The sequence below is a fragment of the Nocardioides hungaricus genome (assembly GCF_054782915.1).
In genome coordinates this window covers 48,858-72,785 of record NZ_BAAGRO010000049.1, presented here as the reverse complement: position 1 = coordinate 72,785, position 23,928 = coordinate 48,858, and the positions used below count along the sequence as shown (strand labels likewise).

Annotated in this window: 22 protein-coding genes; 10 read left to right on the top strand and 12 right to left on the bottom strand. The window is 72.1% G+C overall.

The genetic code is table 11. From position 1 onward, the window contains the following. Nucleotides 1-57: 57 nt before the first annotated feature. Nucleotides 58-1,476 (bottom strand): Fe-S cluster assembly protein SufB, encoded by a 1,419-nt coding sequence (gene sufB / locus ACYVKX_RS18725; RefSeq protein WP_460835190.1) that lies wholly within the window; start codon nucleotides 1,474-1,476, stop codon nucleotides 58-60. Next, on the bottom strand, nucleotides 1,473-2,201 hold the full coding sequence (locus tag ACYVKX_RS18720; RefSeq protein ID WP_460835189.1) for a helix-turn-helix transcriptional regulator: 729 nt from the start codon (nucleotides 2,199-2,201) through the stop codon (nucleotides 1,473-1,475). The genes sufB and ACYVKX_RS18720 overlap by 4 nt, the downstream gene beginning before the upstream one ends. A gap of 169 nt (nucleotides 2,202-2,370) precedes the next feature. Here ACYVKX_RS18720 and ACYVKX_RS18715 point away from each other — a divergent pair, with 169 nt between their 5' ends. Genes ACYVKX_RS18715 through ACYVKX_RS18705 form a run of 3 tightly spaced genes read left to right on the top strand, consistent with a single transcriptional unit; the run spans nucleotide 2,371 to nucleotide 4,836 of the window. Then, a complete protein-coding gene (locus ACYVKX_RS18715; RefSeq protein ID WP_460835255.1) occupies nucleotides 2,371-3,183 on the top strand; it encodes an ABC transporter ATP-binding protein in 813 nt (270 codons plus the stop codon). Next, on the top strand, nucleotides 3,176-3,949 hold the full coding sequence (locus ACYVKX_RS18710) for an ABC transporter permease (protein ID WP_460835188.1): 774 nt from the start codon (nucleotides 3,176-3,178) through the stop codon (nucleotides 3,947-3,949). The genes ACYVKX_RS18715 and ACYVKX_RS18710 overlap by 8 nt, the downstream gene beginning before the upstream one ends. Next, nucleotides 3,940-4,836, top strand: coding sequence for a COX15/CtaA family protein (locus ACYVKX_RS18705; RefSeq protein ID WP_460835187.1), 897 nt, complete (start codon nucleotides 3,940-3,942; stop codon nucleotides 4,834-4,836). Before ACYVKX_RS18710 ends, ACYVKX_RS18705 begins: the two co-directional genes overlap by 10 nt. Before the next feature lie 142 nt (nucleotides 4,837-4,978). On the opposite strand, the gene ACYVKX_RS18700 is transcribed toward ACYVKX_RS18705, so the two are convergent. Further along, complete coding sequence (locus ACYVKX_RS18700; RefSeq protein ID WP_460835186.1) at nucleotides 4,979-5,923, bottom strand: heme o synthase; 945 nt, start codon at nucleotides 5,921-5,923, stop codon at nucleotides 4,979-4,981. Between the two features lie 196 nt (nucleotides 5,924-6,119). On the opposite strand from ACYVKX_RS18700, the gene tkt reads away from it, so the two are divergent. From tkt to ACYVKX_RS18665, 7 genes are all read left to right on the top strand, one after another. Beyond that, nucleotides 6,120-8,153 (top strand): transketolase, encoded by a 2,034-nt coding sequence (gene tkt / locus ACYVKX_RS18695; protein ID WP_460835254.1) that lies wholly within the window; start codon nucleotides 6,120-6,122, stop codon nucleotides 8,151-8,153. Nucleotides 8,154-8,178: 25 nt separating this feature from the next. Continuing rightward, nucleotides 8,179-9,285: a transaldolase gene (tal, locus tag ACYVKX_RS18690; protein ID WP_460835185.1), complete on the top strand. Its 1,107-nt coding sequence runs from the start codon at nucleotides 8,179-8,181 to the stop codon at nucleotides 9,283-9,285. After that, nucleotides 9,282-10,979: a glucose-6-phosphate isomerase gene (gene pgi / locus ACYVKX_RS18685; RefSeq protein ID WP_460835184.1), complete on the top strand. Its 1,698-nt coding sequence runs from the start codon at nucleotides 9,282-9,284 to the stop codon at nucleotides 10,977-10,979. Before tal ends, pgi begins: the two co-directional genes overlap by 4 nt. Next, nucleotides 10,976-12,526 carry a glucose-6-phosphate dehydrogenase gene (gene zwf, locus ACYVKX_RS18680; protein ID WP_460835183.1) on the top strand — a complete coding sequence of 517 codons (1,551 nt, stop codon included), beginning with the start codon at nucleotides 10,976-10,978 and terminating at the stop codon, nucleotides 12,524-12,526. The genes pgi and zwf overlap by 4 nt, the downstream gene beginning before the upstream one ends. A gap of 1 nt (nucleotide 12,527) precedes the next feature. Then, entirely contained in the window at nucleotides 12,528-13,439 is a 912-nt protein-coding gene (locus ACYVKX_RS18675) for a glucose-6-phosphate dehydrogenase assembly protein OpcA (RefSeq protein WP_460835182.1), read from the top strand. Next, nucleotides 13,436-14,158: a 6-phosphogluconolactonase gene (pgl, locus tag ACYVKX_RS18670; protein ID WP_460835181.1), complete on the top strand. Its 723-nt coding sequence runs from the start codon at nucleotides 13,436-13,438 to the stop codon at nucleotides 14,156-14,158. Before ACYVKX_RS18675 ends, pgl begins: the two co-directional genes overlap by 4 nt. 153 nt (nucleotides 14,159-14,311) lie before the next feature. Further along, nucleotides 14,312-15,277, top strand: a complete 966-nt coding sequence (locus ACYVKX_RS18665; protein WP_460835180.1) for a type IV toxin-antitoxin system AbiEi family antitoxin domain-containing protein — start codon at nucleotides 14,312-14,314, stop codon at nucleotides 15,275-15,277. A 58-nt stretch (nucleotides 15,278-15,335) separates the two neighbouring features. Here the strand turns inward: ACYVKX_RS18665 and ACYVKX_RS18660 are convergent, their stop codons facing one another. From ACYVKX_RS18660 to uvrC, 9 genes are all read right to left on the bottom strand, one after another. After that, nucleotides 15,336-15,695 (bottom strand): RNA polymerase-binding protein RbpA, encoded by a 360-nt coding sequence (locus ACYVKX_RS18660; protein WP_460835179.1) that lies wholly within the window; start codon nucleotides 15,693-15,695, stop codon nucleotides 15,336-15,338. Between the two features lie 25 nt (nucleotides 15,696-15,720). Further along, a complete protein-coding gene (gene secG / locus ACYVKX_RS18655) occupies nucleotides 15,721-15,951 on the bottom strand; it encodes a preprotein translocase subunit SecG (protein WP_460835178.1) in 231 nt (76 codons plus the stop codon). A 30-nt stretch (nucleotides 15,952-15,981) separates the two neighbouring features. Beyond that, nucleotides 15,982-16,776 carry a triose-phosphate isomerase gene (gene tpiA / locus ACYVKX_RS18650; RefSeq protein ID WP_460835177.1) on the bottom strand — a complete coding sequence of 265 codons (795 nt, stop codon included), beginning with the start codon at nucleotides 16,774-16,776 and terminating at the stop codon, nucleotides 15,982-15,984. 4 nt (nucleotides 16,777-16,780) lie between these two features. Next, nucleotides 16,781-17,980: a phosphoglycerate kinase gene (locus tag ACYVKX_RS18645; protein WP_460835176.1), complete on the bottom strand. Its 1,200-nt coding sequence runs from the start codon at nucleotides 17,978-17,980 to the stop codon at nucleotides 16,781-16,783. A gap of 2 nt (nucleotides 17,981-17,982) precedes the next feature. Beyond that, on the bottom strand, nucleotides 17,983-18,981 hold the full coding sequence (gene gap, locus ACYVKX_RS18640; RefSeq protein WP_460835175.1) for a type I glyceraldehyde-3-phosphate dehydrogenase: 999 nt from the start codon (nucleotides 18,979-18,981) through the stop codon (nucleotides 17,983-17,985). An 86-nt stretch (nucleotides 18,982-19,067) separates the two neighbouring features. Continuing rightward, nucleotides 19,068-20,054 (bottom strand): DNA-binding protein WhiA, encoded by a 987-nt coding sequence (gene whiA / locus ACYVKX_RS18635; protein WP_460835174.1) that lies wholly within the window; start codon nucleotides 20,052-20,054, stop codon nucleotides 19,068-19,070. A 22-nt stretch (nucleotides 20,055-20,076) separates the two neighbouring features. Beyond that, nucleotides 20,077-21,054, bottom strand: a complete 978-nt coding sequence (locus ACYVKX_RS18630; protein WP_460835173.1) for a gluconeogenesis factor YvcK family protein — start codon at nucleotides 21,052-21,054, stop codon at nucleotides 20,077-20,079. After that, entirely contained in the window at nucleotides 21,054-21,938 is an 885-nt protein-coding gene (gene rapZ, locus ACYVKX_RS18625; protein WP_460835172.1) for an RNase adapter RapZ, read from the bottom strand. Before rapZ ends, ACYVKX_RS18630 begins: the two co-directional genes overlap by 1 nt. Further along, on the bottom strand, nucleotides 21,938-23,902 hold the full coding sequence (uvrC, locus tag ACYVKX_RS18620; RefSeq protein WP_460835171.1) for an excinuclease ABC subunit UvrC: 1,965 nt from the start codon (nucleotides 23,900-23,902) through the stop codon (nucleotides 21,938-21,940). The genes rapZ and uvrC overlap by 1 nt, the downstream gene beginning before the upstream one ends. Between the last annotated feature and the right edge of the window lie 26 nt (nucleotides 23,903-23,928).

Sequence of the window (23,928 nt, the reverse complement as noted above, 5' to 3'; positions counted from 1 at the left end):
ACGAGCCGGCCGGGTCGCAGAGAGGGGGCCGGCGTGGCGGAGCGGAGCGACGACACGTCAGCCCACTGCCCCCTCCATTTGCAGCTCGATCAGCCGGTTCAGCTCGAGGGCGTACTCCATCGGCAGCTCCTTGGCGATCGGCTCGACGAAGCCGCGCACGATCATCGCCATCGCCTCGTCCTGCTCCATGCCGCGCGACATGAGGTAGAAGAGCTGGTCGTCGGAGACCTTGGAGACGCTCGCCTCGTGGCCCATGGACACGTCGTCCTCGCGGATGTCGACGTACGGGTAGGTGTCGGAGCGGCTGACCTGGTCGACCAGCAGCGCGTCGCAGAGCACGTTCGACTTCGAGCCGTGGGCCCCCTCGTTGACCTGGATCAGGCCGCGGTACGACGTCCGGCCGCCGCCGCGGGCGACCGACTTCGACAGGATCGAGGACGAGGTGTGCGGCGCCGCGTGCACCATCTTCGCGCCGGCGTCCTGGTGCTGGCCCTCGCCCGCGAACGCGATCGAGAGGGTCTCGCCCTTGGCGTGCTCGCCCATCAGGTAGATCGCGGGGTACTTCATCGTCACCTTCGAGCCGATGTTGCCGTCGACCCACTCCATGGTCGCGCCGGCCTCGCAGGTGGCGCGCTTGGTGACCAGGTTGTAGACGTTGTTCGACCAGTTCTGGATGGTCGTGTAGCGGCAGCGGCCGCCCTTCTTCACGATGATCTCGACGACCGCGGAGTGCAGCGAGTCCGAGCTGTAGATCGGCGCGGTGCAGCCCTCGACGTAGTGCACGTAGGCGTCCTCGTCGACGATGATCAGCGTCCGCTCGAACTGGCCCATGTTCTCGGTGTTGATCCGGAAGTAGGCCTGCAGCGGGATGTCGACGTGCACGCCCTTCGGCACGTAGATGAACGAGCCGCCCGACCACACCGAGGTGTTGAGCGCGGCGAACTTGTTGTCGCCGACCGGGATGACGGTGCCGAAGTACTCCTTGAAGAGCTCCTCGTGCTCCTTCAGCGCGGTGTCGGTGTCGAGGAAGAGGACGCCCTTCTCCTCCAGGTCCTCGCGGATGGAGTGGTAGACGACCTCGGACTCGTACTGCGCGGCGACGCCCGCGACCAGGCGCTGCTTCTCCGCCTCCGGGATGCCGAGCCTGTCGTAGGTGTTCTTGATGTCCTCGGGGAGCTCCTCCCACGAGGTCGCCTGCTTCTCGCTGGAGCGGACGAAGTACTTGATGTTGTCGAAGTCGATCCCCGAGAGGTCCGAGCCCCAGTTCGGCATCGGCTTGCGGTCGAAGAGCCTGAGGCCCTTCAGGCGCAGGTCGAGCATCCACTGCGGCTCGCTCTTCTTCGCGGAGATGTCGCGGACGACGTCCTCGCCCAGGCCGCGCTTCGCGGCGGCTCCGGCCACGTCGGTGTCGGCCCAGCCGAACTCGTAGCGGCCGATGCCCTGGAGCTCGGGGTTGAGTTCTTCGATGGAGGTCATGAGGTGACCGCTTCCCTTCCGGTGGTCGAGCTTGTCGAGGCCCCGCTCGCGGCGGGGAGGTCCGGGATGCACGTGGTGCAGACGCCGTCGCCGTGGGCGATGGTGGCCAGCCGCTGCACGTGGCGGCCGAGCGCCTGGCCGATCGCCTGGGTCTCCGCCTCGCAGAGCTCGGGGAACTCGTGCGCGACGTGGGACACCGGGCAGTGCTGCTGGCAGAGCTGCTCGCCGACGCTGGGCCCGTTCACCGGCAGCTCGCGAACGGCGGCGGCGTACCCCTCGTCGGTGAAGATCCTCGCCAGGATCTCGGCCGAGCCCAGCTCGGGGTGCTCCGCGCGGACGCTTTCGAACCGCTCCTGGACGAACGCCACCCGGCGGGCGGCGAACTCCCGGACGGCGTCCTCGCCGCCGGTCTCGCGGAGGAACCGGAGCGCCTGCACGGCCAGGTCGTCGTACTGCTGGTCGAACCGGTCGCGACCGGCCTCGGCCAGCGCGAACGCCTTCGCCGGGCGGCCGCGGCCGCGGTGGCTGCCGGTGCGCGGCTCGCGGACCTCGACGGCGCCGTCCTCGAGCAGCTGGTCGAGGTGGCGGCGGACCGCCGCCGGGGTGAGGTCGAGCCGCTCGGCGAGCGCCGCCGCGGTCGAGGGTCCGTGGACGAGGATCGACCGGGCGACGCGCTCGCGCGTCGGCTGGTCCTGCCCCGGGATCGGGGTCTCCTCGAATTCCACAACACCAGTGTGCCGTTATTGCTCCGGCGCCTTCAAGGAAGGCGACCCTTACCTCGCGGCCCCTTCCCGCGGCAGGCCGGCGCCGGGCCGCGCCGACGCCGTCCCTAGACTTGCGGCCGTGCCCGGAGCCTCCCCCGCCGTCTGCGCTGTCGAGGTCGACGGCCTGGCGATGAGGTACGGCGACAAGGTGGCCGTCGACGGGCTCTCGCTGACCGTCGAGCGGGCCACGATCACCGCCGTGCTCGGGCCCAACGGCGCCGGCAAGACCACCACGCTGGAGACCTGCGAGGGCTACCGCAGGCCGCAGCGGGGGTCGGTCCGGGTGCTCGGACTCGACCCGGTCCGCGACCGGCGGGAGCTGCTCCCCCGGATCGGCGTGATGCTCCAGGGCGGCGGCGCCTGGAGCGGCGTGCGGGCGATGGAGATGCTCGACCACGTCGCCCGGCTGCACGCGCACCCGCTCGACACCGCGGCGCTCGCCGAGCGGCTCGGCCTCGGGGACTGCGGCCGGACGCCGTACCGCCGGCTCTCCGGCGGCCAGCAGCAGCGCCTCGGGCTGGCGATGGCGCTGGTCGGGCGCCCGGAGGTCGTGTTCGTCGACGAGCCGACCGCGGGCATGGACCCGCAGGCGCGGCGTACGACCTGGGACCTGCTCCGCGAGCTGCGCGCGGCCGGCGTCACCGTCGTCCTCACGACCCACTACCTGGACGAGGCCGAGCAGCTGGCCGACCGGGTCCACATCATCGACCGCGGCCGCCTGATCGCCTCGGGCACGCCGGAGGAGCTCACCCGCGGCTCGTCGGCGACCGTGCGCCTCGTCGTCGACCAGGAGCTCCCGGCCGACGCCGAGGCCGCGCTGCGCGCGTCGGTCGACCGGTGGAGCGCGGAGCACGGCGTCGGAGTGCGCTCGATCAGCTTCGGCTCCCGCACCCTCGAGGACGTCTTCCTCGAGCTCACCGGGAGGGAGATCGAGGATGGGTGAGCTCGACTTCACCCCGCGTCCCGGCGCCGCGCCGCTGCGGCGCCAGGTGGTGGCGCAGGCCCGGATGGAGGCGCGGCTGATGCTGCGCAACGGCGAGCAGCTGCTGCTGGCCGTGGTGATCCCGGTCCTCGTGCTCATCGGCGGCGTCACCGCGGGCGAGCACCTCTCGCTCGACCTGGAGACCGCCAGGCCGCTCGTCGACGTGTTCACCCCCGGCGTGATCGCGCTGGCCGTGATGTCGACGTCGTTCACGTCGCTGGCGATCGCCACCGGCTTCGAGCGGCGGTACGGCGTGATCAAGCGCCTCGGGTCCTCGCCACTCCCCCGCTCCGGACTGCTCGCCGGCAAGGTCGGCGCCCTGCTGCTGGTGCAGCTGCTCCAGGTGGTCGTCATCGGCGGCGTCGGCCAGCTGCTCGGCTGGACGCCGGAGCCCGGCGTGCTCGGCGTCGCGCTCGGGATCGTCCTCGGCACCGCGGCGTTCGCCTCCCTCGGCCTGTTCGTCGCCGGCGTTTTCCGCGCCGAGGCCACCCTCGCGGTGGCGAACCTGATCTACCTGCTGCTCATGGCCGGCGGCGCCGTCGTACTCCCCCTGAGCGCGTACGGCGGGTTCGGCGACGTCGTCCGCTGGCTGCCCTCCGGGGCGCTCGGCGAGTCGATGCGCACCGCCTTCGTCGACGGCGGCGTCGCGTGGCGCGAGCTCGGCGTGCTCGCGGTGTGGGCCGCGGTCGGCACCGCCCTGACCGCGAGGACGTTCACGTGGGAGTGACGACGCGCCTCCGCCACCGGCTGGGACACCTGGACGAATGGCTCGCCGGCTGGGCGTGGGTCTCGATCGTGGCCAACGTCGGCATCGTCGTCACCGGCGGCGTCGTACGCCTCACCGGCTCCGGCCTGGGCTGCCCGACCTGGCCGCGGTGCACCGAGGACTCCTTCACGCCCCGCGGCGCCTACGACATCAACAAGGCGATCGAGTTCGGCAACCGGATGCTCACCTACGTGCTCGCCGCGATCGCCGTCGGCACCTTCGTCGCCGCCTGGCAGTCCGGCCGCCGCGACCTGCGCGTGCTGGCGCTGATCATCGCGCTCGGCATCCCCGCGCAGGCCGTCATCGGGGGCGTCACGGTGCTCACCGGGCTCAACCCGTGGATCGTCTCGCTCCACCTGATCTGCTCGATGGCGATCATCGGCGTCGCCGTGCTCTTCCTCCAGCGAGTACGCCGCCCGGCTCCGCCGGCCCCGAACCGCGGCCCGCTCGCGTGGCTGGCGTGGGCGACGTTCGCCGCCGCCTGGGCGGTGCTCTACGTCGGCACGATCGTGACCGGCTCCGGCCCGCATGCCGGCGACGCCGACGCGGAGCGCAACGGCCTCGACCCGCTCCAGTGGAGCCAGATCCACGCCGACCTGGTGTTCCTGCTGCTCGGCCTCACCATCGGCCTGCTGCTCGCCTGCCTGGCGCTGCGGCAGCCCGCCGCGACCGTCCGCGCGGTCGTCGTCCTGCTGGTGGTCGAGCTCGCCCAGGGCCTGATCGGGTTCGTGCAGTACTTCACCGGCCTGCCCGTCGTCCTCGTGGGCTTCCACATGCTCGGCGCGGCGCTCGTGTCGGCCGCGGTCACCTGGGCGCTGGTGCAGGTGCGGGAGCCGACGGCCTCGTGAGGGGTTTCGGCTGCTGGCAGCCAAACCCCCGGCGCGAACGTGGCGACGGCGGTCGCCCGCACCCCCGTGGGCGGGCTACCGCCATCACCCACTAGACGCGCCAGGACCCGGATCGGTTGCACCCCGAAGGGGTGAAATCGGATCAGCGGCCGATCAGCGGGTCGAGCGCGACCGCGACGAAGAGCAGCGACAGGTAGAGGTTCGAGGTGTGGAACAGCCGCATCGGCTGGATCACCGAGAGGTCCTCGGTGCCGCGGGTGCGGCCCCACATCCGGTGCCCCTCGACCAGGAAGACCGCGCCCAGCACCGCGGCCGCGGCCGGGTAGAACAGCCCGGTGCCGGCGACCGGCCACAGCAGCAGCGAGGTCGCGACCATCACCCAGCTGTACGCGACGATCCGGCCGCCGACGACCGCGGCCGGCGCGACCACCGGCAGCATCGGGACGTCGACGTTGGCGTAATCCTCGCGGTAGCGCAGCGCCAGCGCCCAGGTGTGCGGCGGCGTCCAGAAGAAGACGACGAGGAACAGCACGACCGGGATCCACGACAGCGAGCCGGTGACGGCCGTCCAGCCGATGAGGGTCGGGAAGCAGCCGGCGATGCCGCCCCACACGATGTTCTGGGTCGTACGCCGCTTGAGCAGCATCGTGTAGCCGAAGACGTAGAACGCGTTGGCGAGCAGCGCCAGCGCCGCGGACAGCGGGTTGACCCAGGCGTAGAGGATCACCGTGGAGAGGGTCGCCAGCACGAAGCCGAAGACCAGCGCCGCGCGCGGCGACACGATGTGCCGCGGCAGCGCCCGGCGCCGCGTCCTGCGCATCTGCTCGTCGATGTCGCGGTCGTAGACGCAGTTGAAGACCGACGCCGACCCCGCCGAGAACGTCCCGCCCACGACCGTGGCGACCACGAGGCCGAGATCCGGGACGCCGCGCGCGGCGTAGAACATCACCGGCACGGTGGTCAGCAGCAGCAGCTCGATGACCCGCGGCTTGGTGAGCCCGACGTACGCCGCGAGGACGTCCTTCGCCGTGGCCGGCTCGGCCGCGGACTGCCGCGCGGCGGAGGCCGGCTGGCCGACGTACGTCACAGGGGTGTCCTCGGGCGGGAATGGGGGCACCGGGGCGGTGCTTGGACCGATGGGAGTCTATCGCCCGACGTGAGTAGGCTCGGCACTGGCCGAGCCCCTCGAAGGAACCCCCGAAAGGAACCCAGTGAGCAAGACCGCTGCCCTCGACTGGACCGACCTCGACGCGAAGGCGGTGGACACGGTCCGGGTCCTCGCCATGGACGCGGTGCAGAAGGTCGGCAACGGCCATCCGGGTACGGCGATGAGCCTGGCCCCGGCGGCGTACCTGCTGTTCCAGAAGGTGATGCGGCACAACCCCGCCGACCCGCACTGGCCGGGCCGCGACCGGTTCGTGCTGTCGGCCGGGCACTCCTCGCTCACCCTCTACCTCCAGCTCTACCTCGGCGGCTGGGGCCTCGAGCTCGACGACATCAAGGCGCTGCGCACCTGGGGCAGCAAGACCCCCGGGCACCCGGAGTACGGCCACACCGCCGGCGTCGAGACCACCACCGGACCCCTCGGCCAGGGCGTCGCGAACGCGGTCGGCATGGCGATGGCGGCGCGCAAGGAGCGCGGCCTGCTCGACCCGAACGCCGCACCGGGCGCGTCGCCGTTCGACCACCACATCTACGCGATCTGCTCCGACGGCGACATCGAGGAGGGGGTGAGCGGCGAGGCCTCCTCGCTCGCCGGCACCCAGCAGCTCGGCAACCTGACGCTGATCTACGACGACAACAGGATCTCGATCGAGGACGACACCAACATCGCGCTGTCCGAGGACACCGCGGCCCGCTATGCGGCCTACGGCTGGCACGTCCAGTCGGTCGACTGGACCAACGACGGCCGCGGCTACGAGGAGAACGTCCGGGAGCTCTGGGACGCCATCGGGGCCGCGAACGCCGTCACCGACCGGCCGAGCTTCATCCGGCTCCGCACCATCATCGCCTGGCCGGCGCCCCACCTGCAGGGCACCGGCAAGTCCCACGGCTCCGCGCTCGGCGACGCCGAGGTGCGGGCGACCAAGGAGGTGCTCGGCTTCGACCCCGAGCAGACCTTCGAGGTGCCGGCCGACGTCATCGAGCACACCCGGCAGGCGGTCCGGCGCGGTCAGGAGGCGCAGGAGGCGTGGAGCAGGGAGTTCCGCCACTGGACCACCAAGCCGTCGGCCGACGTGGCGCTGTTCGAGCGGATGCAGACCCGCACGCTGCCCGAGGGCTGGGCCGACGGGCTGCCGACGTTCGCCGCGGACCCGAAGGGCATGGCGACCCGCAAGGCGTCCGGCGCGGTGATCAACGCGCTCGCCGAGCGGATCCCCGAGCTCTGGGGCGGCTCGGCCGACCTGGCGGAGTCGAACAACACGACCATCGAGGGCGCCCCGTCGTTCCTCCCCGCCGACCGCGCCTCCAAGATGTGGCAGGCCGACCCGTACGCCGGCCGGGTGCTGCACTTCGGCATCCGCGAGCACGCCATGGGCGCGATCATGAACGGCATCGCCCTGCACGGCGGCACCCGCGTCTTCGGCGGCACGTTCCTCCAGTTCGCCGACTACATGCGCCCGGCGGTCCGCCTCGCGGCGCTGATGGGCCTCCCGGTCACCTACGTCTGGACCCACGACTCCGTCGGCCTCGGCGAGGACGGCCCCACGCACCAGCCGATCGAGCACCTCGCCGCGCTGCGCGCCATCCCCGGCCTCGACGTCGCGCGCCCGGCCGACGCGAACGAGACCGCGGCGGTCTGGAGGGCGGCGCTGGAGGACACCACCCGCCCGACCGGCATCGCGCTCACCCGGCAGAACGTGCCGGTCTTCCCGCGCGGCGTGGACGGGTTCAGTGACACCAGCAACGTCCACCGCGGCGCCTACGTCCTCCAGGACACGCCGCACGGCGGGCTGCCCGACGTCGTCCTCATCGGCACCGGGTCCGAGGTGCAGCTCGCGGTCGAGGCGCGCGCCCGCCTCGCCGAGGAGGGCATCGGCGCCCGGGTCGTCTCGATGCCGTGCCGCGAGTGGTTCGACGCCCAGGAGGAGTCCTACCGCGAGACCGTCATCCCGCCGACCGTGCGGGCCCGCGTCTCCGTCGAGGCCGGCGTCGCCCAGGGCTGGCGCGAGGTCGTCGGCGACCACGGCCGGATCGTCTCGATCGAGACCTACGGCGCGTCCGCGGACTTCGCCCGGATCTTCCAGGAGTACGGCGTCACCACCGAGGCCGTCGTCTCCGCCGCTCACGACACCATCGCCGCCACCCGCGGCTGACCGGCACCACCGAGAGGAGCGCTCCATGAGTGACCACCTGTTGGCCCTGTCCGAGGCGGGGGTATCGATCTGGCTCGACGACCTCTCCCGCGAGCGCATCGAGACCGGCGGCCTCGCCGACCTGGTGCGCGAGAAGCACGTCGTCGGGGTCACCACGAACCCGACGATCTTCGCGGGCGCGATCGCCGACGGCGAGCGCTACGACGAGCAGGTCGCCCAGCTGGTCGACAAGGGCGAGGACGTCGACCGGGTCGTCTTCGAGCTCACCACCGAGGACGTCCGCAACGCGTGCGACATCCTCGCGCCGGTGCACGAGGCGACGCCGTACGACGGCCGCGTCTCGATCGAGGTCGAGCCGACGCTCGCCAACGACACCGACGGCACGATCGCGTCGGCGCGGGCGCTGTGGGCCGCGGTCGACCGCGCGAACGCGCTGATCAAGATCCCGGCGACGCGCGAGGGCCTGCCCGCGATCACCGCCGCGATCGCCGAGGGCATCAGCGTCAACGTCACGCTGATCTTCGGCGAGGGGCGCTACCGCGAGGTGATGGACGCCTATCTCACCGGGCTCGAGCAGGCCCGCGAGGCCGGCCGCGACCTCGCGACGATTCACTCGGTCGCGTCGTTCTTCGTCTCCCGCGTGGACACCGAGGTGGACCAGCGCCTGGAGGCGATCGGCTCGGAGACCGCGCTCGCGCTGCGCGGTAAGGCGGCCGTCGCGAACGCGCTGGTCGCCTACGGCGCGTTCGAGGAGGTCTTCGGCTCGGAGCGCTGGCGTGACCTGGAGGCCGCCGGCGCGAACCGGCAGCGGCCGCTGTGGGCGTCGACCGGCGTCAAGAACTCGGACTACGACGACACCCTCTACGTCCGCGACCTGGTCGTGGCCGAGACCGTGAACACCATGCCCGAGAAGACGATGGACGCCTTCGCCGACCACGGCGAGGTGCTCGGCGATGTCGTCACGGGCAAGGCCGGCGAGGGCCGGGCGATCCTCGACCGGATCGTCGAGCTCGGCATCGACTGGGACGACGTCCTGGTGGTCCTCGAGACCGAGGGCGTCGACAAGTTCGAGAAGTCGTGGACCGAGCTGCTCGAGACCGTGCGGGGCCAGATGGAGAAGGCCACGGCGTGATCGCCCCCGTCGACCCGACCACGACCGCGGCGTGGTCGCGGCTCGCGGCGATCGCCGAGGGCTTCGAGCCGGACCTGCGGCGCTGGTTCGCCGAGGACCCCGGACGGGTCGCGCGGCTGACGTTCGCGGCGGCCGACCTCCACGTCGACCTGTCCAAGTCGCTGCTCGACGAGCGGGTCCTGACGGGCCTGCTCGACCTGGCCGCCGAGGTGGGGGTCGAGGAGCGCCGAGACGCGATGCTCCGGGGCGAGCGGATCAACGTGACCGAGGATCGCTCGGTGCTGCACACCGCGCTGCGGCTGCCGGCCGATGCCGCCCCCGATCGACGGCCGAGTGTCGACGGCCGGGACGTCGTCGCCGACGTCCACGACGTGCTGCGCCGGGTCTACGCCTTCGCCGAGCAGGTCCGGTCCGGGGAGTGGACCGGCGTCACGGGCGAGCGGATCCGCACGGTCGTCAACATCGGCATCGGGGGCTCGGACCTCGGCCCGGTCATGGCCTACGAGGCGCTGGCGCCGTACCGCCACCCGGCGCTGGAGTGCCGGTTCGTCAGCAACATCGACCCGACCGACGCGGCGACCACGCTGGCCGGGCTCGACCCCGCGACGACGCTGTTCATCGTGTCCAGCAAGACCTTCACGACCCTGGAGACGCTCACCAACGCCCGGCTGTGCCGGGCCTGGCTGCTCGACGGGCTGCCGGGCCAGGACCCGTCCGAGGCGGTGGCGAGGCACTTCGTCGCCGTCTCGACCGCGCTCGACAAGGTGGCCGACTTCGGGATCGACCCGGCCAACGCGTTCGGCTTCTGGGACTGGGTCGGCGGGCGCTACTCCCTCGACTCGGCCATCGGCACCTCGCTGGCCGTCGCGATCGGCCCGGAGGCGTTCGCCGAGCTGCTGGCCGGCTTCCACGCGATGGACGAGCACTTCCGCTCGACTCCGCTCGCGGCCAACGTCCCGGCGCTGATGGGGCTGCTCAACGTCTGGTACACGAACTTCCTCGGTGCCGAGACCCACGCCGTGCTGCCGTACTCCCAGCTGCTGCACCGCTTCCCGGCGTACCTCCAGCAGCTGACCATGGAGTCCAACGGCAAGGGCGTGCGCTGGGACGGCACCCCGGTCGGTACGTCGACCGGCGAGGTCTTCTGGGGCGAGCCCGGCACCAACGGGCAGCACGCGTTCTACCAGCTGATCCACCAGGGCACCCGGCTGATCCCGGCCGACTTCATCGCGTTCGCCACCCCGGCGTACCCGCTGGTCGACAGCCACGACGGACAGAGCGCCGACGTGCACGAGCTGCTGCTCGCGAACTTCCTCGCCCAGACGCGAGCGCTCGCCTTCGGGAGGACCGCCGAGGAGGTGCGAGCGGAGGTCCGGGCCCAAGAGTCGGCAGACGGGACGGCCGAGACGCTGGTGCCGGCACGGGTGTTCCCGGGCAACCGGCCGACGACCTCGATCATGGCGCCCGCGCTGACGCCGGCCGTGCTCGGCCAGCTGATCGCGCTCTACGAGCACCTCACCTTCGTCCAGGGCGTGGTGTGGGGCATCGACTCCTTCGACCAGTGGGGCGTCGAGCTCGGCAAGCAGCTCGCCCGGCAGCTCGGCCCGGCCGTCGCCGGTGTCGCCGCCGTCGCGGCCGAGCAGGACGCCTCGACGCGGGCGCTCATCGACTACTACCGGAGGCACCGCCAGTGACCGCGTCGAAGGCATACGAGAACCCGCTGCGCGATCCGCGCGACCGCCGGCTCCCGCGGATCGCCGGCCCCTGCGGCATGGTGCTCTTCGGCGTCACCGGAGACCTGTCGCGCAAGAAGATCATGCCCGCGATCTACGACCTCGCGAACCGCGGCCTGCTGCCGCCGGGCTTCAGCCTGGTCGGGTTCGCCCGGCGCGACTGGGCCGACCAGGACTTCGCGCAGATCGTGCACGACTCGGTCAAGGAGCACGCCCGCACGGAGTTCCGCGAGGAGGTCTGGACGCAGCTCGCCGAGGGCTTCCGGTTCGTGCCCGGCGACTTCGACGACGACCACGCCTTCGAGCAGCTCCACCGGACCATCGAGGAGCTCGACGACCTGCGCGGCACCGGCGGCAACCACGCGTTCTACCTGGCCATCCCGCCCGGCTTCTTCGGCGCCGTGGTCGACCAGCTCCAGCGGCACGACCTCGCCGTCGGCACCGACGGCTCCTGGCGCCGGGTGGTGGTGGAGAAGCCGTTCGGCCACGACCTGGAGTCCGCGCGCGAGCTCAACGACATCCTCGACCAGGTCTTCTCGAGCGGCTCGATCTTCCGGATCGACCACTACCTCGGCAAGGAGACGGTCCAGAACATCCTCGCCATGCGGTTCGCCAACAACATGTTCGAGCCGATCTGGAACGCCAACTACGTCGACCACGTGCAGATCACGATGGCCGAGGACGTCGGCATCGGCGGCCGCGCCGGCTACTACGACGGCATCGGCGCCGCCCGCGACGTGATCCAGAACCACCTGCTCCAGCTGATGTGCCTGATCGCGATGGAGGAGCCGACGTCGTTCGACGCCGACGCGCTGCGAGTGGAGAAGCTCAAGCTGCTCTCCAGCGTGACGCTCCCGCGGCGGCTCGACCTCTACACCGCCCGCGGGCAGTACGCCGCAGGCTGGGCCGGTGGCGTCCCGGTGGCCGGCTTCCTCCAGGAGGAGGGCATCGGGCGCCGCTCCACGACCGAGACGTACGCCGCCGTACGACTCGACGTCGAGACCCGCCGGTGGGCAGGCGTGCCGTTCTACCTGCGCACCGGCAAGCGGCTCGGTCGCCGGGTCACCGAGGTCGCGATCGTGTTCAAGAAGGCGCCGCACCTGCCGTTCGCCGACACCGCCACGCAGGAGCTCACCGAGAACGCGCTGGTGATCCGGGTGCAGCCCGACGAGGGGGTGACGCTGCGGTTCGGGTCGAAGGTGCCCGGCACCGCGCTGGAGATCCGCGACGTGAACATGGACTTCGTCTACGGCGGCGCGTTCACCGAGTCCTCGCCGGAGGCCTACGAGCGGCTCATCCTCGACGTACTGCTCGGCGACCCGCCGCTCTTCCCACGGCACGAGGAGGTCGAGCTGTCCTGGCGGATCCTCGATCCCATCCTCGGCTACTGGGCGCGGCAGGACGAGAAGGGCAGGACGAGGCCCGACCAGTACGAGTCGGGAGGCTGGGGGCCGGCGTCCGCGGACGCGATGCTGGCCCGCGACGGGCGGGTCTGGAGGAGGCCCTGACATGATCGAGCTGACCGACACCAACTCGGCCGAGATCGCCGCCGAGCTCCAGCGGGCCCGGGTGCGCGCCGGCAGCCCGGCGATGGGCATGGTGATGACCCTGGTCATCGTCGTCGACGAGGACGACGCCGAGACTGCCATGCGTGCGGCGCGGGCGGCCTCCCACGAGCACCCGTCGCGGGTGCTCGGCGTGATCCTCGGCGACGGCCGGGGCGCCGCCCAGGTCAATGCCCAGGTCGGTACCGGCTCGGGCTGGAGCGGCGAGACCGCGCTGATCCGGCTCAAGGGCGAGGTCGTGCGGCACTCCGCCTCGGTGGTGCTGCCGCTGCTGCTGCCCGACTCGCCCGTCGCCGTCTGGTGGCCGAACCACCCGCCGGACGACCCGGCCGACGACCCGCTCGGCAGGCTGGCGCAGCGCCGGATCACCGACGCCGCCTCCGCCGTACGCGGGAAGACGAGGGCGATGCGCCAGCAGTGCCTCGCCTACACCGACGGCAACACCGACCTGGCCTGGACGCGGATCACGCCGTGGCGCGCGCTGCTCGCGGCGGCGCTGGACCAGCACCCGCTCAAGGTGACCCACGGCTCGGTGACCGCCGAGCGGATCAGCCCGAGCGCCGACCTGCTGGCGGCGTGGCTCGCCGACCGGCTGCGGATCAGGGTCGAGCGGCGGAGCTCCCGCGGGCCGGGCATCACCGAGGTCGTGCTCGAGACCGCCGAGGGCACGATCAGGATCTCGCGCGCCGACGGCAAGCTCGCCACCTTCTCCTCGCCGGGCCGACCGGACCGGCCGGTCGCGCTCAAGCGGCGCGACCTGCCCGAGCTGCTCGGCGAGGAGCTGCGCCGCCTCGACGAGGACGAGGTCTACGCCGAGACCGCCCGCAGGCTGCTCAAGCTGGGAGCTGCGACGTGACCACCACTCCGCGGATCGAGGTCCACCCCGACCCCGCCGCCCTCGCCACCGCCGTCGCCGGCGAGCTGCTGGCCCGGCTGTCCGACGCGCAGTCGGCGGGCGGCGTACCGCAGATCGCGTTGACCGGCGGCACCGTCGCCGAGGAGATCCACCGCGAGATCGCCCGGCTCTCGCCGGCCTCCGAGGTCGACTGGACCCGGGTCGTGGTGTGGTGGGGCGACGAGCGGTTCGTCGCGCCCGACTCACCTGACCGCAACGCCCTCCAGGCGCGCGCGGCGTTCCTCGACGCCGTCGGGGCGACGCAGGTCCACGAGATGCCGTCCCCGGCCTCGGCCGCCTCGGCCGACGAGGGGGCGGCGGCGTACGCCGCCGAGCTGAGGGAGCACGGCAGCGGCGAGTTCGACGTGGTGATGCTCGGCATCGGTCCGGACGGCCACGTCGCCTCGCTCTTCCCCGGCTTCCCCCAGCTCGACGTCGCCGACGCGATCGCCGTCGGCGTCACCGGCTCGCCCAAGCCCCCGCCCGAGCGGATCAGCCTCACCTTCGCGGCCCTCAATCGGGCGAAGTCGGTGTGGCTCCTCGTCAGCGGCGCGGGCAAGGCGGCCGCCGTCGCGGCCGCGCTCGGCGGCGCCGACCGCCACGACGTCCCCGCCGCCGGCGTCACCGGCCACGACGAGACCCTCTGGTTCCTCGACCGCCCCGCCGCCAGCCAGCTGTAGCGGGGCGCGACTCGGCGCAACTTGCCCGCCCGAGAGGCGCGACTCGGCGCAACTTGCCCGCGGCAGGGGCGCGAGTCGGCGCGTCTTGCCCACCCTGTCCACAGATCCGCGTGAGCTCGGGTGCACCGGCAGCAGGCCGGGAACGCTGGGCGCATGGACTTCGATGAACTGCTCTCGGACGGACGACTGACCGACAGCTTCCCGCTATCGCCGGACCGGGCCTTCACGCGACGCGATGCGGTGGGCGCCGGCATCTCCCGCCGCGCGCTCGACCGCCTCCTCGCCGAGGGGCTCGTCCGCCGGCCCATCAAGGGGGTGTACGTCGGCACGCACGTGGGCGACTCGCTCGCACTCCGGGCCGCGTGCCTCCGGCTCGTGGTTCCGGACGACTGCGTGGTCGTCGACCGACATGCCGGCTGGTTGCACGGCGCGCCGATGGTCCTGGCGCCGGGCGAGCATCTGGAGCTGAGACCGCTCAGCCTGTTCCGTCCCTCCGGACACGGCCGGCTCCGCAACGACCTGTCCACGAGCGGCGAGCGCAACCTCACCGACCAGGACGTGATGAACGTGGGTGGGCTCGCGGTGACCACGCCGATCCGCACAGCGTGGGACCTCGGCCGGGTGCGCTGGACGGACGAGGCGATCTCGGGGCTCGACGCCATGTTCCGCTTGCGGGCGTTCAGCCGCGATGAGTTCGTCGCCGGCATCGAGCGCTTCCGCGGTATGCGCTGGGTGACGACATTGCGGGCCATCGGCCCGCTGGCCGACGGCCGCAGCGAGTCGCCCGGCGAGTCCGTGCTGCGGCTGCGCTGCATCGAGGCCAATGTGGCCGTCGTACCTCAGGTGGAGGTGTGGCGCTACGGCGAGCTTCTGGGCCGCATCGACCTGGCCAACGAGGACCTCCTGCTCGGCTTCGAGTACGACGGGGTCGAGTGGCATAGCAGTCCCGAGCAGCGCCGACACGACCGTCTGCGCCGAGACGACCTCACGGCCGCAGGCTGGCTGATGCGAGCGCTGGAGTGCGACGACGTCTTCGGGCGGACCCGTGCGTGCGACCGGATCATCCGCGAGGCAGCGCAGGAGGCGCGAGCCCGGCGCGGCGGCCTGCGGACGGCGTGAACGCGGGCAAGACGCGCCGACTCGCACCTCCCACGCGGGCAAGATGCGCCGAGTCGCGCTAGAAGACGATGTCGCCGGACTTGCGGCGGGAGCGGAGCAGCGCGAGGGCCTCGTCGAGGATGTCGGCGGCCTCCTGGTCGGAGCGGCGCTCCTTCACGTAGGCCAGGTGGGTCTTGTAGGGCTCGATCTTCGGGGCCGGGGGCGGGTTCTCGGAGTCGAGGCTGGCGGGGAGGCCGCACTTGGGGCAGTCCCACGAGCCGGGCACCTGGGCCTCGGTCGAGAAGGTCACCACCGAGCGGTGCTCGTTCGCGCAGAAGTAGGTCACGGTCTGGCGCGGCGCGGCCTCGCCACGCTCCGCCTCGCCCATCGGGCCGGCCCCCACCCGGCTCCCGCGAATAGCGTTTCCTCCACCAGCCACGGAAGTGTTTACCTTTCTCGAAGTGTCAGTACGCCAGCAGCAGGCCGAGGGCCAGCACGCAGGCAAACCAGATGACGCCGATGCCGACCGTCAGGCGGTCCAGGTTGCGCTCCGCGACCGACGAGCCGCCGAGCGAGCTGGAGACGCCACCGCCGAACATGTCCGAGAGGCCGCCGCCACGACCCTTGTGCAGGAGCACGAGGAGGATCATGAGGCCGCTGGAGATCATGAGCACGATGGTGAAGAGCAGTTCCACGGTCGGAAGCCTACGTCAGAGGGCCGGAGTTCAGATGATCGGCATGTCGTAGAACCGGCAGATGCCGCCGAACTCGTCGGCCTGGAGACTCGCCCCGCCGACCAGGCAGCCGTCCACGTCGGCCTGCGCCATGATGCCGCCGACGTTGGCGGCCTTCACCGAGCCGCCGTAGAGGACGCGTACGCCGTCGGCCGCCGCGTCGCCGTGTGCCTCACGCACCTGGGCGCGGATGGCCTGGCAGACCTCCTGGGCGTCCTCGGGGGTGGCGACCTCGCCGGTCCCGATGGCCCAGACCGGCTCGTAGGCGATGACCAGGCCGGCGACCTGCTCGGAGGTGAACCCGGCGAGCGAGCCGACCGCCTGCGAGATGCAGTGCGGGACGTGCTCGCCGGCCCGGCGGACCTCGAGGCCCTCGCCCACGCACACGATCGGCGTGATGCCGGCCGCGAGCGCGGCCCGGGCCTTCGCCGCGACCAGCTCGTCGGTCTCCGCGTGGTACTCCCGGCGCTCGCTGTGGCCCACGACGACGTAGGAGCAGCCGAGCTTGGCGAGCATGCCTGCGGAGATCTCGCCCGTGTAGGCACCGGACTCGTGCTGCGAGACGTCCTGCGCGCCGTACCTCACCAGCAGGCGGTCGCCGTCGACGAGGGTCTGCACCGAGCGCAGGTCGGTGAACGGCGGCACGACCACGACCTCGACCCGCCCGTAGTCGTGCCTCTTGTCCGCGAGCGTCCAGGCGAGCTTCTGGACCAGCACCACCGCCTCCTGGTGGTTCAGGTTCATCTTCCAGTTCCCCGCCATCAGCGGGGTGCGGGCCTTCGCCATGGGTTCAGTCCTCCAGGACCTCGATGCCGGGGAGCTCCCTGCCCTCGAGGTACTCGAGGCTGGCGCCGCCGCCGGTGGAGATGTGGCCGAACGCGGCCTCGTCGAAGCCGAGGGCGCGTACGGCGGCCGCGGAGTCGCCGCCGCCGACGACCGAGAGTCCGTCGACCCGGGCCAGCGCACCGGCGACCGCGCGGGTGCCGGAGGCGAAGGCCGGGGTCTCGAAGACGCCCATCGGCCCGTTCCAGAACACCGTCTTCGCGTCCACGAGCGCCGCGGCGAAGGCAGCGGCCGAGTCGGGCCCGATGTCGAGGCCGAGGGCGTCCCCGGGGATCTCGGAGGCGGCGACCACGCGCGGCTCCGGCTCGCGGTCGCCGGAGGGGAACTCGGTGTCGACCACGATGTCGGTCGGCAGCAGGAGCTCGACGCCGGACTGCTCCGCCCGCTCGAGGTAGGCCCGGCAGGTGTCGACCTGGTCCTCCTCGAGCAGGCTCCTGCCGACCTCGTGGCCCTGGGCCCTGAGGAACGTGAACACCATGCCGCCCCCGATCAGCAGCCGGTCGGCCTTGCCGAGCAGGTTGTCGATCACGCCGAGCTTGTCGGAGACCTTCGACCCGCCGAGCACCACGGCGTACGGCCGCTCCGGGCTCTCGGTGAGCCGGCGCAGCACGCCGATCTCGGTCGACACCAGCTGGCCCATCGCGTGCGGCAGCCGCTGCGCCACGTCGTAGACCGACGCCTGCCTGCGGTGCACCACCCCGAATCCGTCGGACACGAACGCGTCGGCCAGCTCCGCCAGCAGGTCCGCGAACGCGCCCCGCTCGACGTCGTCCTTGCTGGTCTCGCCGGCGTTGAACCGCACGTTCTCGAGTACGGCGACCTGCCCGTCCTCGAGCGCGCCGACGGTCTGCCGCGCCTCGACGCCGATGGTGTCGGCCGCGAAGGCGACCTCGGCACCGAGCAGCTCGCCGAGCCGCGCTGCGACCGGCCGCAGCGAGTAGCGGTCGTCCCGCTCCCCCTTCGGCCGGCCGAGGTGCGCGACCACGACCACCCGGGCGCCGGCATCCGCCAGCGACTTGATCGTCGGGACGCTGGCGCGGATGCGCCCGTCGTCGGTGATGCGGGTGCCATCCAGGGGCACGTTCAGGTCGGATCGGACGAGGACCCGCTTGCCGGCCACGTCGCCCAGCGACGAGTAGGAGCCCACGGTCAGAGCGTCTCGCCGACGTACGAGATCAGGTCGGCGAGGCGGTTGGAGTAGCCCCACTCGTTGTCGTACCAGCCGAGCACCTTGACCTGGTTGCCGATCACCTTGGTCAGCGGCGCGTCGAAGATGCAGGAAGCCGGGTCGGTGACGATGTCGGTGGAGACCAGCGGGTCGGTGGAGTAGCGCAGGTAGCGGCCGTCGGCGGCCGCCCTCACGATCTCGTTGACCTCCTCGACCGACGTCTCGCGCGACGCCTCGAAGGAGAGATCGGTCGCCGAGCCGGTCGGGACCGGGACGCGCATGGCGTAGCCGTCCAGCTTGCCCTTGAGCTCGGGCAGCACCAGGCCGATCGCCTTGGCGGCACCGGTCGAGGTCGGGACCATGTTGAGGGCGGCGGCGCGGGCGCGGCGCGGGTCCTTGTGGATGTTGTCCTGGAGGTTCTGGTCGGCGGTGTAGGCGTGGATCGTGGTCATCAGGCCCTTGGTGATGCCCAGGCCCTCGTGCAGCGCCTTCGCCATCGGCGCGAGGCAGTTGGTCGTGCAGGAGGCGTTCGAGATCACGGTGTGCGCGGCCGGATCGTACGACGTGTGGTTGACGCCCATGACCACGGTGACGTCCTCGTTGGACGCCGGCGCGGAGATGATGACCTTCTTCGCGCCGCCGTTGTCGACGTGGGCGCGGGCCAACGTGCCGTCGGTGAAGAAGCCGGTCGACTCGACGACGACGTCGACGCCGAGGTCGGCCCACTTGAGGTTGGCCGGGTCGCGCTCGGCGAAGGTCTTCACGACCTGGTCGCCCACGCGGATCTCGTCCTCGGTGTGGGTGACGTCCGCGTCGAGGCGGCCCAGGATCGAGTCGAACTTGAGCAGCGGCGCCAGCGACTTGTTGTCCGTCAGGTCGTTGACGGCGACGATCTCGATGTCCTGGCCCGAGGCGCGGACGGCGCGGAAGAAGTTGCGGCCGATCCGGCCGAACCCGTTGATGCCTACTCGAACGGTCACTGCGTGCTCCTGCTCTCGATCAGGGGTGCAAGGGGGTCGTTCCGACCCTATCGCCTGGACCTGTCGGCCCGGCCTCGCGTCCCTGCTCAGACATCCTCGGCGAGCATCTCCGGCGTCAGGGAGGCCTCGGTGTCGGGGACGCCGAGCTCCTCGGCGCGCCTGTCGGCCATCGCCAGCAGTCGGCGGATCCGGCCGGCGATCGCGTCCTTGGTGAGGACCGGGTCGTGCAGCTGGCCGAGCTCCTCCAGCGAGGCCTGCTTGTGCTCGAGGCGCAGCTCGCCGGCCATCCTCAGGTGGTCGGGTACGTCGTCGCCGAGGATCTCCATCGCGCGACCCACCCGGGCGCCGGCGGCGACGGCCGCGCGGGCCGACCGGCGCAGGTTGGCGTCGTCGAAGTTGGCCAGCCGGTTGGCGGTCGCGCGCACCTCGCGGCGCATCCGGCGCTCCTCCCACGCCATCAGCGACTCGTGGGCGCCGAGGCGGGTGAGCAGCTGGCCGATCGCGTCGCCGTCGCGGATCACGATCCGGTCGACGCCGCGCACCTCGCGCGCCTTGGCCTGGATCCCGAGCCGGCGCGCGACGCCGACGAGGGCGAGCGCGGCCTCCGGGCCGGGGCAGGTGACCTCCAGCGCCGAGGAGCGGCCCGGCTCGGTGAGCGAGCCGTGCGCGAGGAACGCGCCGCGCCACGCCGCCACGGCGTCGCAGCCGCCCCCGGAGACGACCGCCGGCGGCAGGCCGCGCACCGGCCGGCCGCGCTGGTCGAGCAGCCCGGTCTGGCGGGCCAGCGCCTCGCCGTCCTTGACGACCCGGACGATGTAGCGGCTGCCCTTGCGGATCCCGTTGCCCTGCACCATCACCACGTCGGACCGGTGGCCGTAGACCTCCGCGATGTTGGTGCGCAGCCGGCGGGCGGCCGCGCCGGTGTCGAACTCGGCCTCGACCACGATCCGGCCGCTCACGATGTGCAGGCCCCCGGCGAACCTCAGCATCGAGGCCACCTCGGCCTTCCGGCAGCACGTCTTGGTGATCTGGGTGCTGGCCAGCTCGGCCTTCACCTGCGCCGTCATCGCCATGTCCGCGATCCTTTCACGCCCGTCAACGCCCGCCCATGATCGAGGAGTACGCCGCGGCCAGCTTCGCCGGGTCGTGGCGAGCCGTCCCGTCCTCGCGCGCGACGTCGGCGACGACCAGCTTCGCGCCGGTCGCCGCCACGAGATGCTGGAGGTCGACGTCGTGCCCGTGCCGCTCGTCGGCGAGCACGGTGTCCACGCGGAGGTCCGGCGCATGCTCGGCGAGTACGGCGAGGTGGTCGGCCGCCTCGAAGCCCGGGGTCTCCCCCGCCTGCTCGTCGAGGTTGAGCGTCACGATCACGCGGCCGCTGCTGCGGACCATCGACTCGCGCAGGGCGGGGACCATCAGGTGCGGGATCACCGAGGTGAACCACGACCCCGGGCCGACCACGAGCCAGTCCGCCGCGCCGACCGCGTGGATCGCCTCGGGGCAGGGCGTCGGGTCGGGCGGGTCGAGCGCGATCGACGCGATCACGCCGCCGGTGGTCGCGACCTGCACCTGGCCGCGCACGGTCCGGAGGAGATCGGCGTCGTCGGGGTCGAGGCCGCGGACCTCGGCGGTGATGTCGAGCGGGGTGAGCGCCATCGGCAGCACCCGCCCCGACGTACCGAGCAGCCGGCCGACCCAGTCCAGCGCGGCCACCGGGTCGCCGAGCTGCTCCCACAGCCCGACGATGAGCAGGTTGCCGATGACGTGGCCGCGCATCTCACCCTGCCCGGCGAACCGGTGCTGGAGCACCCGCGCCCAGGTGTCGCCCCACTCCTGCTCGCCGCAGAGGGCAGCCAGCGCCATCCGCAGGTCGCCGGGCGGCAGCACGCCGAACTCGGTCCGCAGCCGGCCCGACGAGCCGCCGTTGTCGGCGACGGTCACCACGGCGGTGAGCTCGTCGACCACGAGGTCGTCGACGAGCAGCCGGAGCGCCTGGAGGGTCGCCGCGAGGCCGTGGCCGCCTCCGAACGCGACGACCGCCTGGGCCCTCAGGTGGGCACGGTCGGGAGCCATCACTCGCGACCGAGGTCCCGGTGGCTGGCGCGCGCCTCGTAGCCGGAGGCCTGGAGCCGGCGGACGATCTCCTCGGTCATCGCGACGCTGCGGTGCTTGCCGCCGGTGCAGCCGATCGCGATCGTCATGAACCGCTTGCCCTCGCGCAGGTAGCCGTCGGCGACGCCCTCCAGCACCGGCACGTAGCCGTCCAGGAACTCCCCCGCGCCCGGCTGTCCGAGCACGTAGTCCGCGACGTCGGCGTCCCTGCCGGTGCGGGGGCGCAGCTCGGGGATCCAGAACGGGTTGGGCAGGAACCGCATGTCGGCGACGAAGTCGGCGTCCACCGGGATGCCGTACTTGAAGCCGAAGCTCGCCACGGTGACGCGCAGCCGCGTGGTGTCCGGCGTGCCGAACGCCTCCGCGATCCGGTCGGTCAGCTGGTGCACGTTCAGCGCGGTCGTGTCGATGACCAGGTCGGCGTCGCTGCGCAGGTCGGCGAGCACGACCCGCTCGCGCTGGAGGCCGTCGAGCAGCCGGCCCGAGCCCTGCAGCGGGTGCGGCCGGCGGGCGGCCTCCTGGCGGCGTACCAGCACGTCGTCGGTGGCCTCGAGGAAGACCAGCGTCGCGCGGCGGCCGGTGGCGCCCAGGGCGAGGTTGGCCTGCAGGGACTGGAAGAACGAGCCGGACCGCACGTCGACGACGACCGCGATCGGCTGCTCGACGCCGCGGCTCTCGTCGACCAGGCGCACGACGTCGCGCAGCAGCGACGGCGGCATGTTGTCGACGACGTAGTAGCCGAGGTCCTCGAGCTCCTTGGCCGCCGTGCTGCGGCCGGCGCCGGTCATCCCGGTGACCACGACCAGCTCGCCCACCAGCTCGCCGTGGTGATCCTCCGCTGCCATCAGGACTCCTCGATCTCGCCGGTGGCCGTGTTCACGCTGACGCCAGTCTTGCCGCTCGCCTGCGCCACCGCATCCTTGATCGCCTCGGCCGTGCGCGGTCCGATGCCCGGCACCAGTGCGATGTCGTCGACGGAGGCCTCGCGCAGCCTCTTGAGGGAGCCGAAGTGCTTGAGCAGCGTCGTGCGGCGTACCTCTCCGAGGCCGGGTACGTCGTCGAGCACGCTCTCGACCATCGACTTGGAGCGCCGGGAGCGGTGGTGGGTGATCGCGAAGCGGTGCGCCTCGTCGCGGATCCGCTGGAGGAGGTAGAGCCCCTCGCTGGACCGCGGCAGGATCACCGGGTCCTCCTGGTTCGGCAGCCACACCTCCTCGAGGCGCTTGGCCAGGCCGCACACGGGGATGTCGACGATGCCGAGCTCGGCCAGCGCGCGCTCGGCGGCCGCGACCTGCGGCGGCCCGCCGTCGACGACGACCAGGCCCGGCGCGTAGGCGAACTTCCGCGGCCGGCCGGTCTCGGGGTCCACGAGCATCGGGCCGCTCTCGGTCACGACCGACTCGCTCGAGCCCTGCTCGTCGAGCAGCCGCTTGAACCGGCGGGTGATCACCTCGTGCATGGAGGCGACGTCGTTCTGGCCGTCGACGCCGCGGATCACGAACCGGCGGTACTCGCCCTTGCGGGCCAGCCCGTCCTCGAAGACGACCATCGACGCGACCACCTCGGTGCCCTGGAGGTTGGAGACGTCGTAGCACTCGATCCGCAGCGGCACCTCGTCGAGCTCGAGCGCCCCCTGGATCTCCTCCAGCGCCCGGTTGCGGGTGGTCAGGTCGCTGGCGCGCCTGGTCTTGTGGAGCGCGAGCGCCTGCGCGGCGTTCTGCGCGACGGTCTCCTGGAGCGTCCTCTTGTCGCCGCGCTGCGGCACCCGGATCGCGACCCGCGACCCGCGCAGGTCGCCGAGGAGCTGCTCGTACGTCGCATGGTCGGGCGGCAGCGCCGGCACGAGGATCTCCCGCGGGATCTCGTCGGATCCGGCGCCGGCGTAGAGCTGGAGGATGAAGTCGTCGACGAGCTCGGCGGTGTCGCCCTCGTCGACCCGATCGGCCACCCAGCCGCGCTGGCCGCGGATCCGGCCGCCGCGCACGTAGAAGATCTGCACCGCCACCTCGAGCGGGTCCTCGGCGAGCGCGATCACGTCGGCGTCGGTGCCGTCGCCGAGCACGACCGCCTGCTTCTCGAGCGCCTTGTCGAGCGCGCCGAGGTCGTCGCGCAGCCGGGCGGCCTTCTCGAAGTCGAGCGCGTCGGAGGCGGCGTACATCTCCTTCTCGATGCGCCGCACGAACGCGGTCGTGTGCCCGGCCATGAAGTCGCAGAAGTCGTCGACGATCGCGCGGTGCTCCGCCGCGGAGACATGGCCGACACAGGGGGCCGCGCACTTGTCGATGTAGCCGAGCAGGCAGGGCCGGCCGATCTGGCTGGACCGCTTGAAGACGCCGTTGCTGCACGAGCGCATCGGGAAGACCCGCAGCAGCAGGTCGACGGTCTCGCGGATCGCCCAGGCGTGGCTGTAGGGGCCGAAGTAGCGGGTGCCCCTCCGCTTGGCGCCGCGACCGACCATCACCCGCGGGAACTCCTCGCCGACGGTCACCGCCAGCCACGGGTAGGACTTGTCGTCGCGGTACTTCACGTTGAACCGCGGGTCGAACTCCTTGATCCAGGAGTACTCCAGCTGGAGCGCCTCGACCTCGGTCTTCACCACCGTCCACTCGACGCTCGCCGCGGTGGTCACCATCGTGGCGGTGCGGGCGTGCAGGTTGCCGACGTCCTGGAAGTACGACGACAGCCGGGCGCGCAGGCTCTTCGCCTTGCCGACGTAGATCACGCGACCCTTCGGGTCGCGGAACCGGTACACCCCCGGCTGGGTCGGGATCGACCCCGGCTCGGGCCGGTACGACGCGGGCGATGGCACGCCTCAACCCTACGGTCCGCCACCGA

Excerpts from the sequence above, each read along its gene's own strand:
- ACYVKX_RS18630 (WP_460835173.1), bottom strand. The coding sequence starts at position 21,054 with ATGGCTCCCGACCGTGCCCACCTGAGGGCCCAGGCGGTCGTCGCGTTC.
- sufB (WP_460835190.1), bottom strand. The coding sequence starts at position 1,476 with ATGACCTCCATCGAAGAACTCAACCCCGAGCTCCAGGGCATCGGCCGC.
- tal (WP_460835185.1), top strand. The coding sequence starts at position 8,179 with ATGAGTGACCACCTGTTGGCCCTGTCCGAGGCGGGGGTATCGATCTGG.
- ACYVKX_RS18715 (WP_460835255.1), top strand. The coding sequence starts at position 2,371 with ATGAGGTACGGCGACAAGGTGGCCGTCGACGGGCTCTCGCTGACCGTC.
- ACYVKX_RS18710 (WP_460835188.1), top strand. The coding sequence starts at position 3,176 with ATGGGTGAGCTCGACTTCACCCCGCGTCCCGGCGCCGCGCCGCTGCGG.
- tpiA (WP_460835177.1), bottom strand. The coding sequence starts at position 16,776 with ATGGCGAAGGCCCGCACCCCGCTGATGGCGGGGAACTGGAAGATGAAC.
- ACYVKX_RS18675 (WP_460835182.1), top strand. The coding sequence starts at position 12,528 with ATGATCGAGCTGACCGACACCAACTCGGCCGAGATCGCCGCCGAGCTC.
- ACYVKX_RS18665 (WP_460835180.1), top strand. The coding sequence starts at position 14,312 with ATGGACTTCGATGAACTGCTCTCGGACGGACGACTGACCGACAGCTTC.
- rapZ (WP_460835172.1), bottom strand. The coding sequence starts at position 21,938 with ATGGCAGCGGAGGATCACCACGGCGAGCTGGTGGGCGAGCTGGTCGTG.
- tkt (WP_460835254.1), top strand. The coding sequence starts at position 6,120 with ATGGACGCGGTGCAGAAGGTCGGCAACGGCCATCCGGGTACGGCGATG.
- whiA (WP_460835174.1), bottom strand. The coding sequence starts at position 20,054 with ATGGCGATGACGGCGCAGGTGAAGGCCGAGCTGGCCAGCACCCAGATC.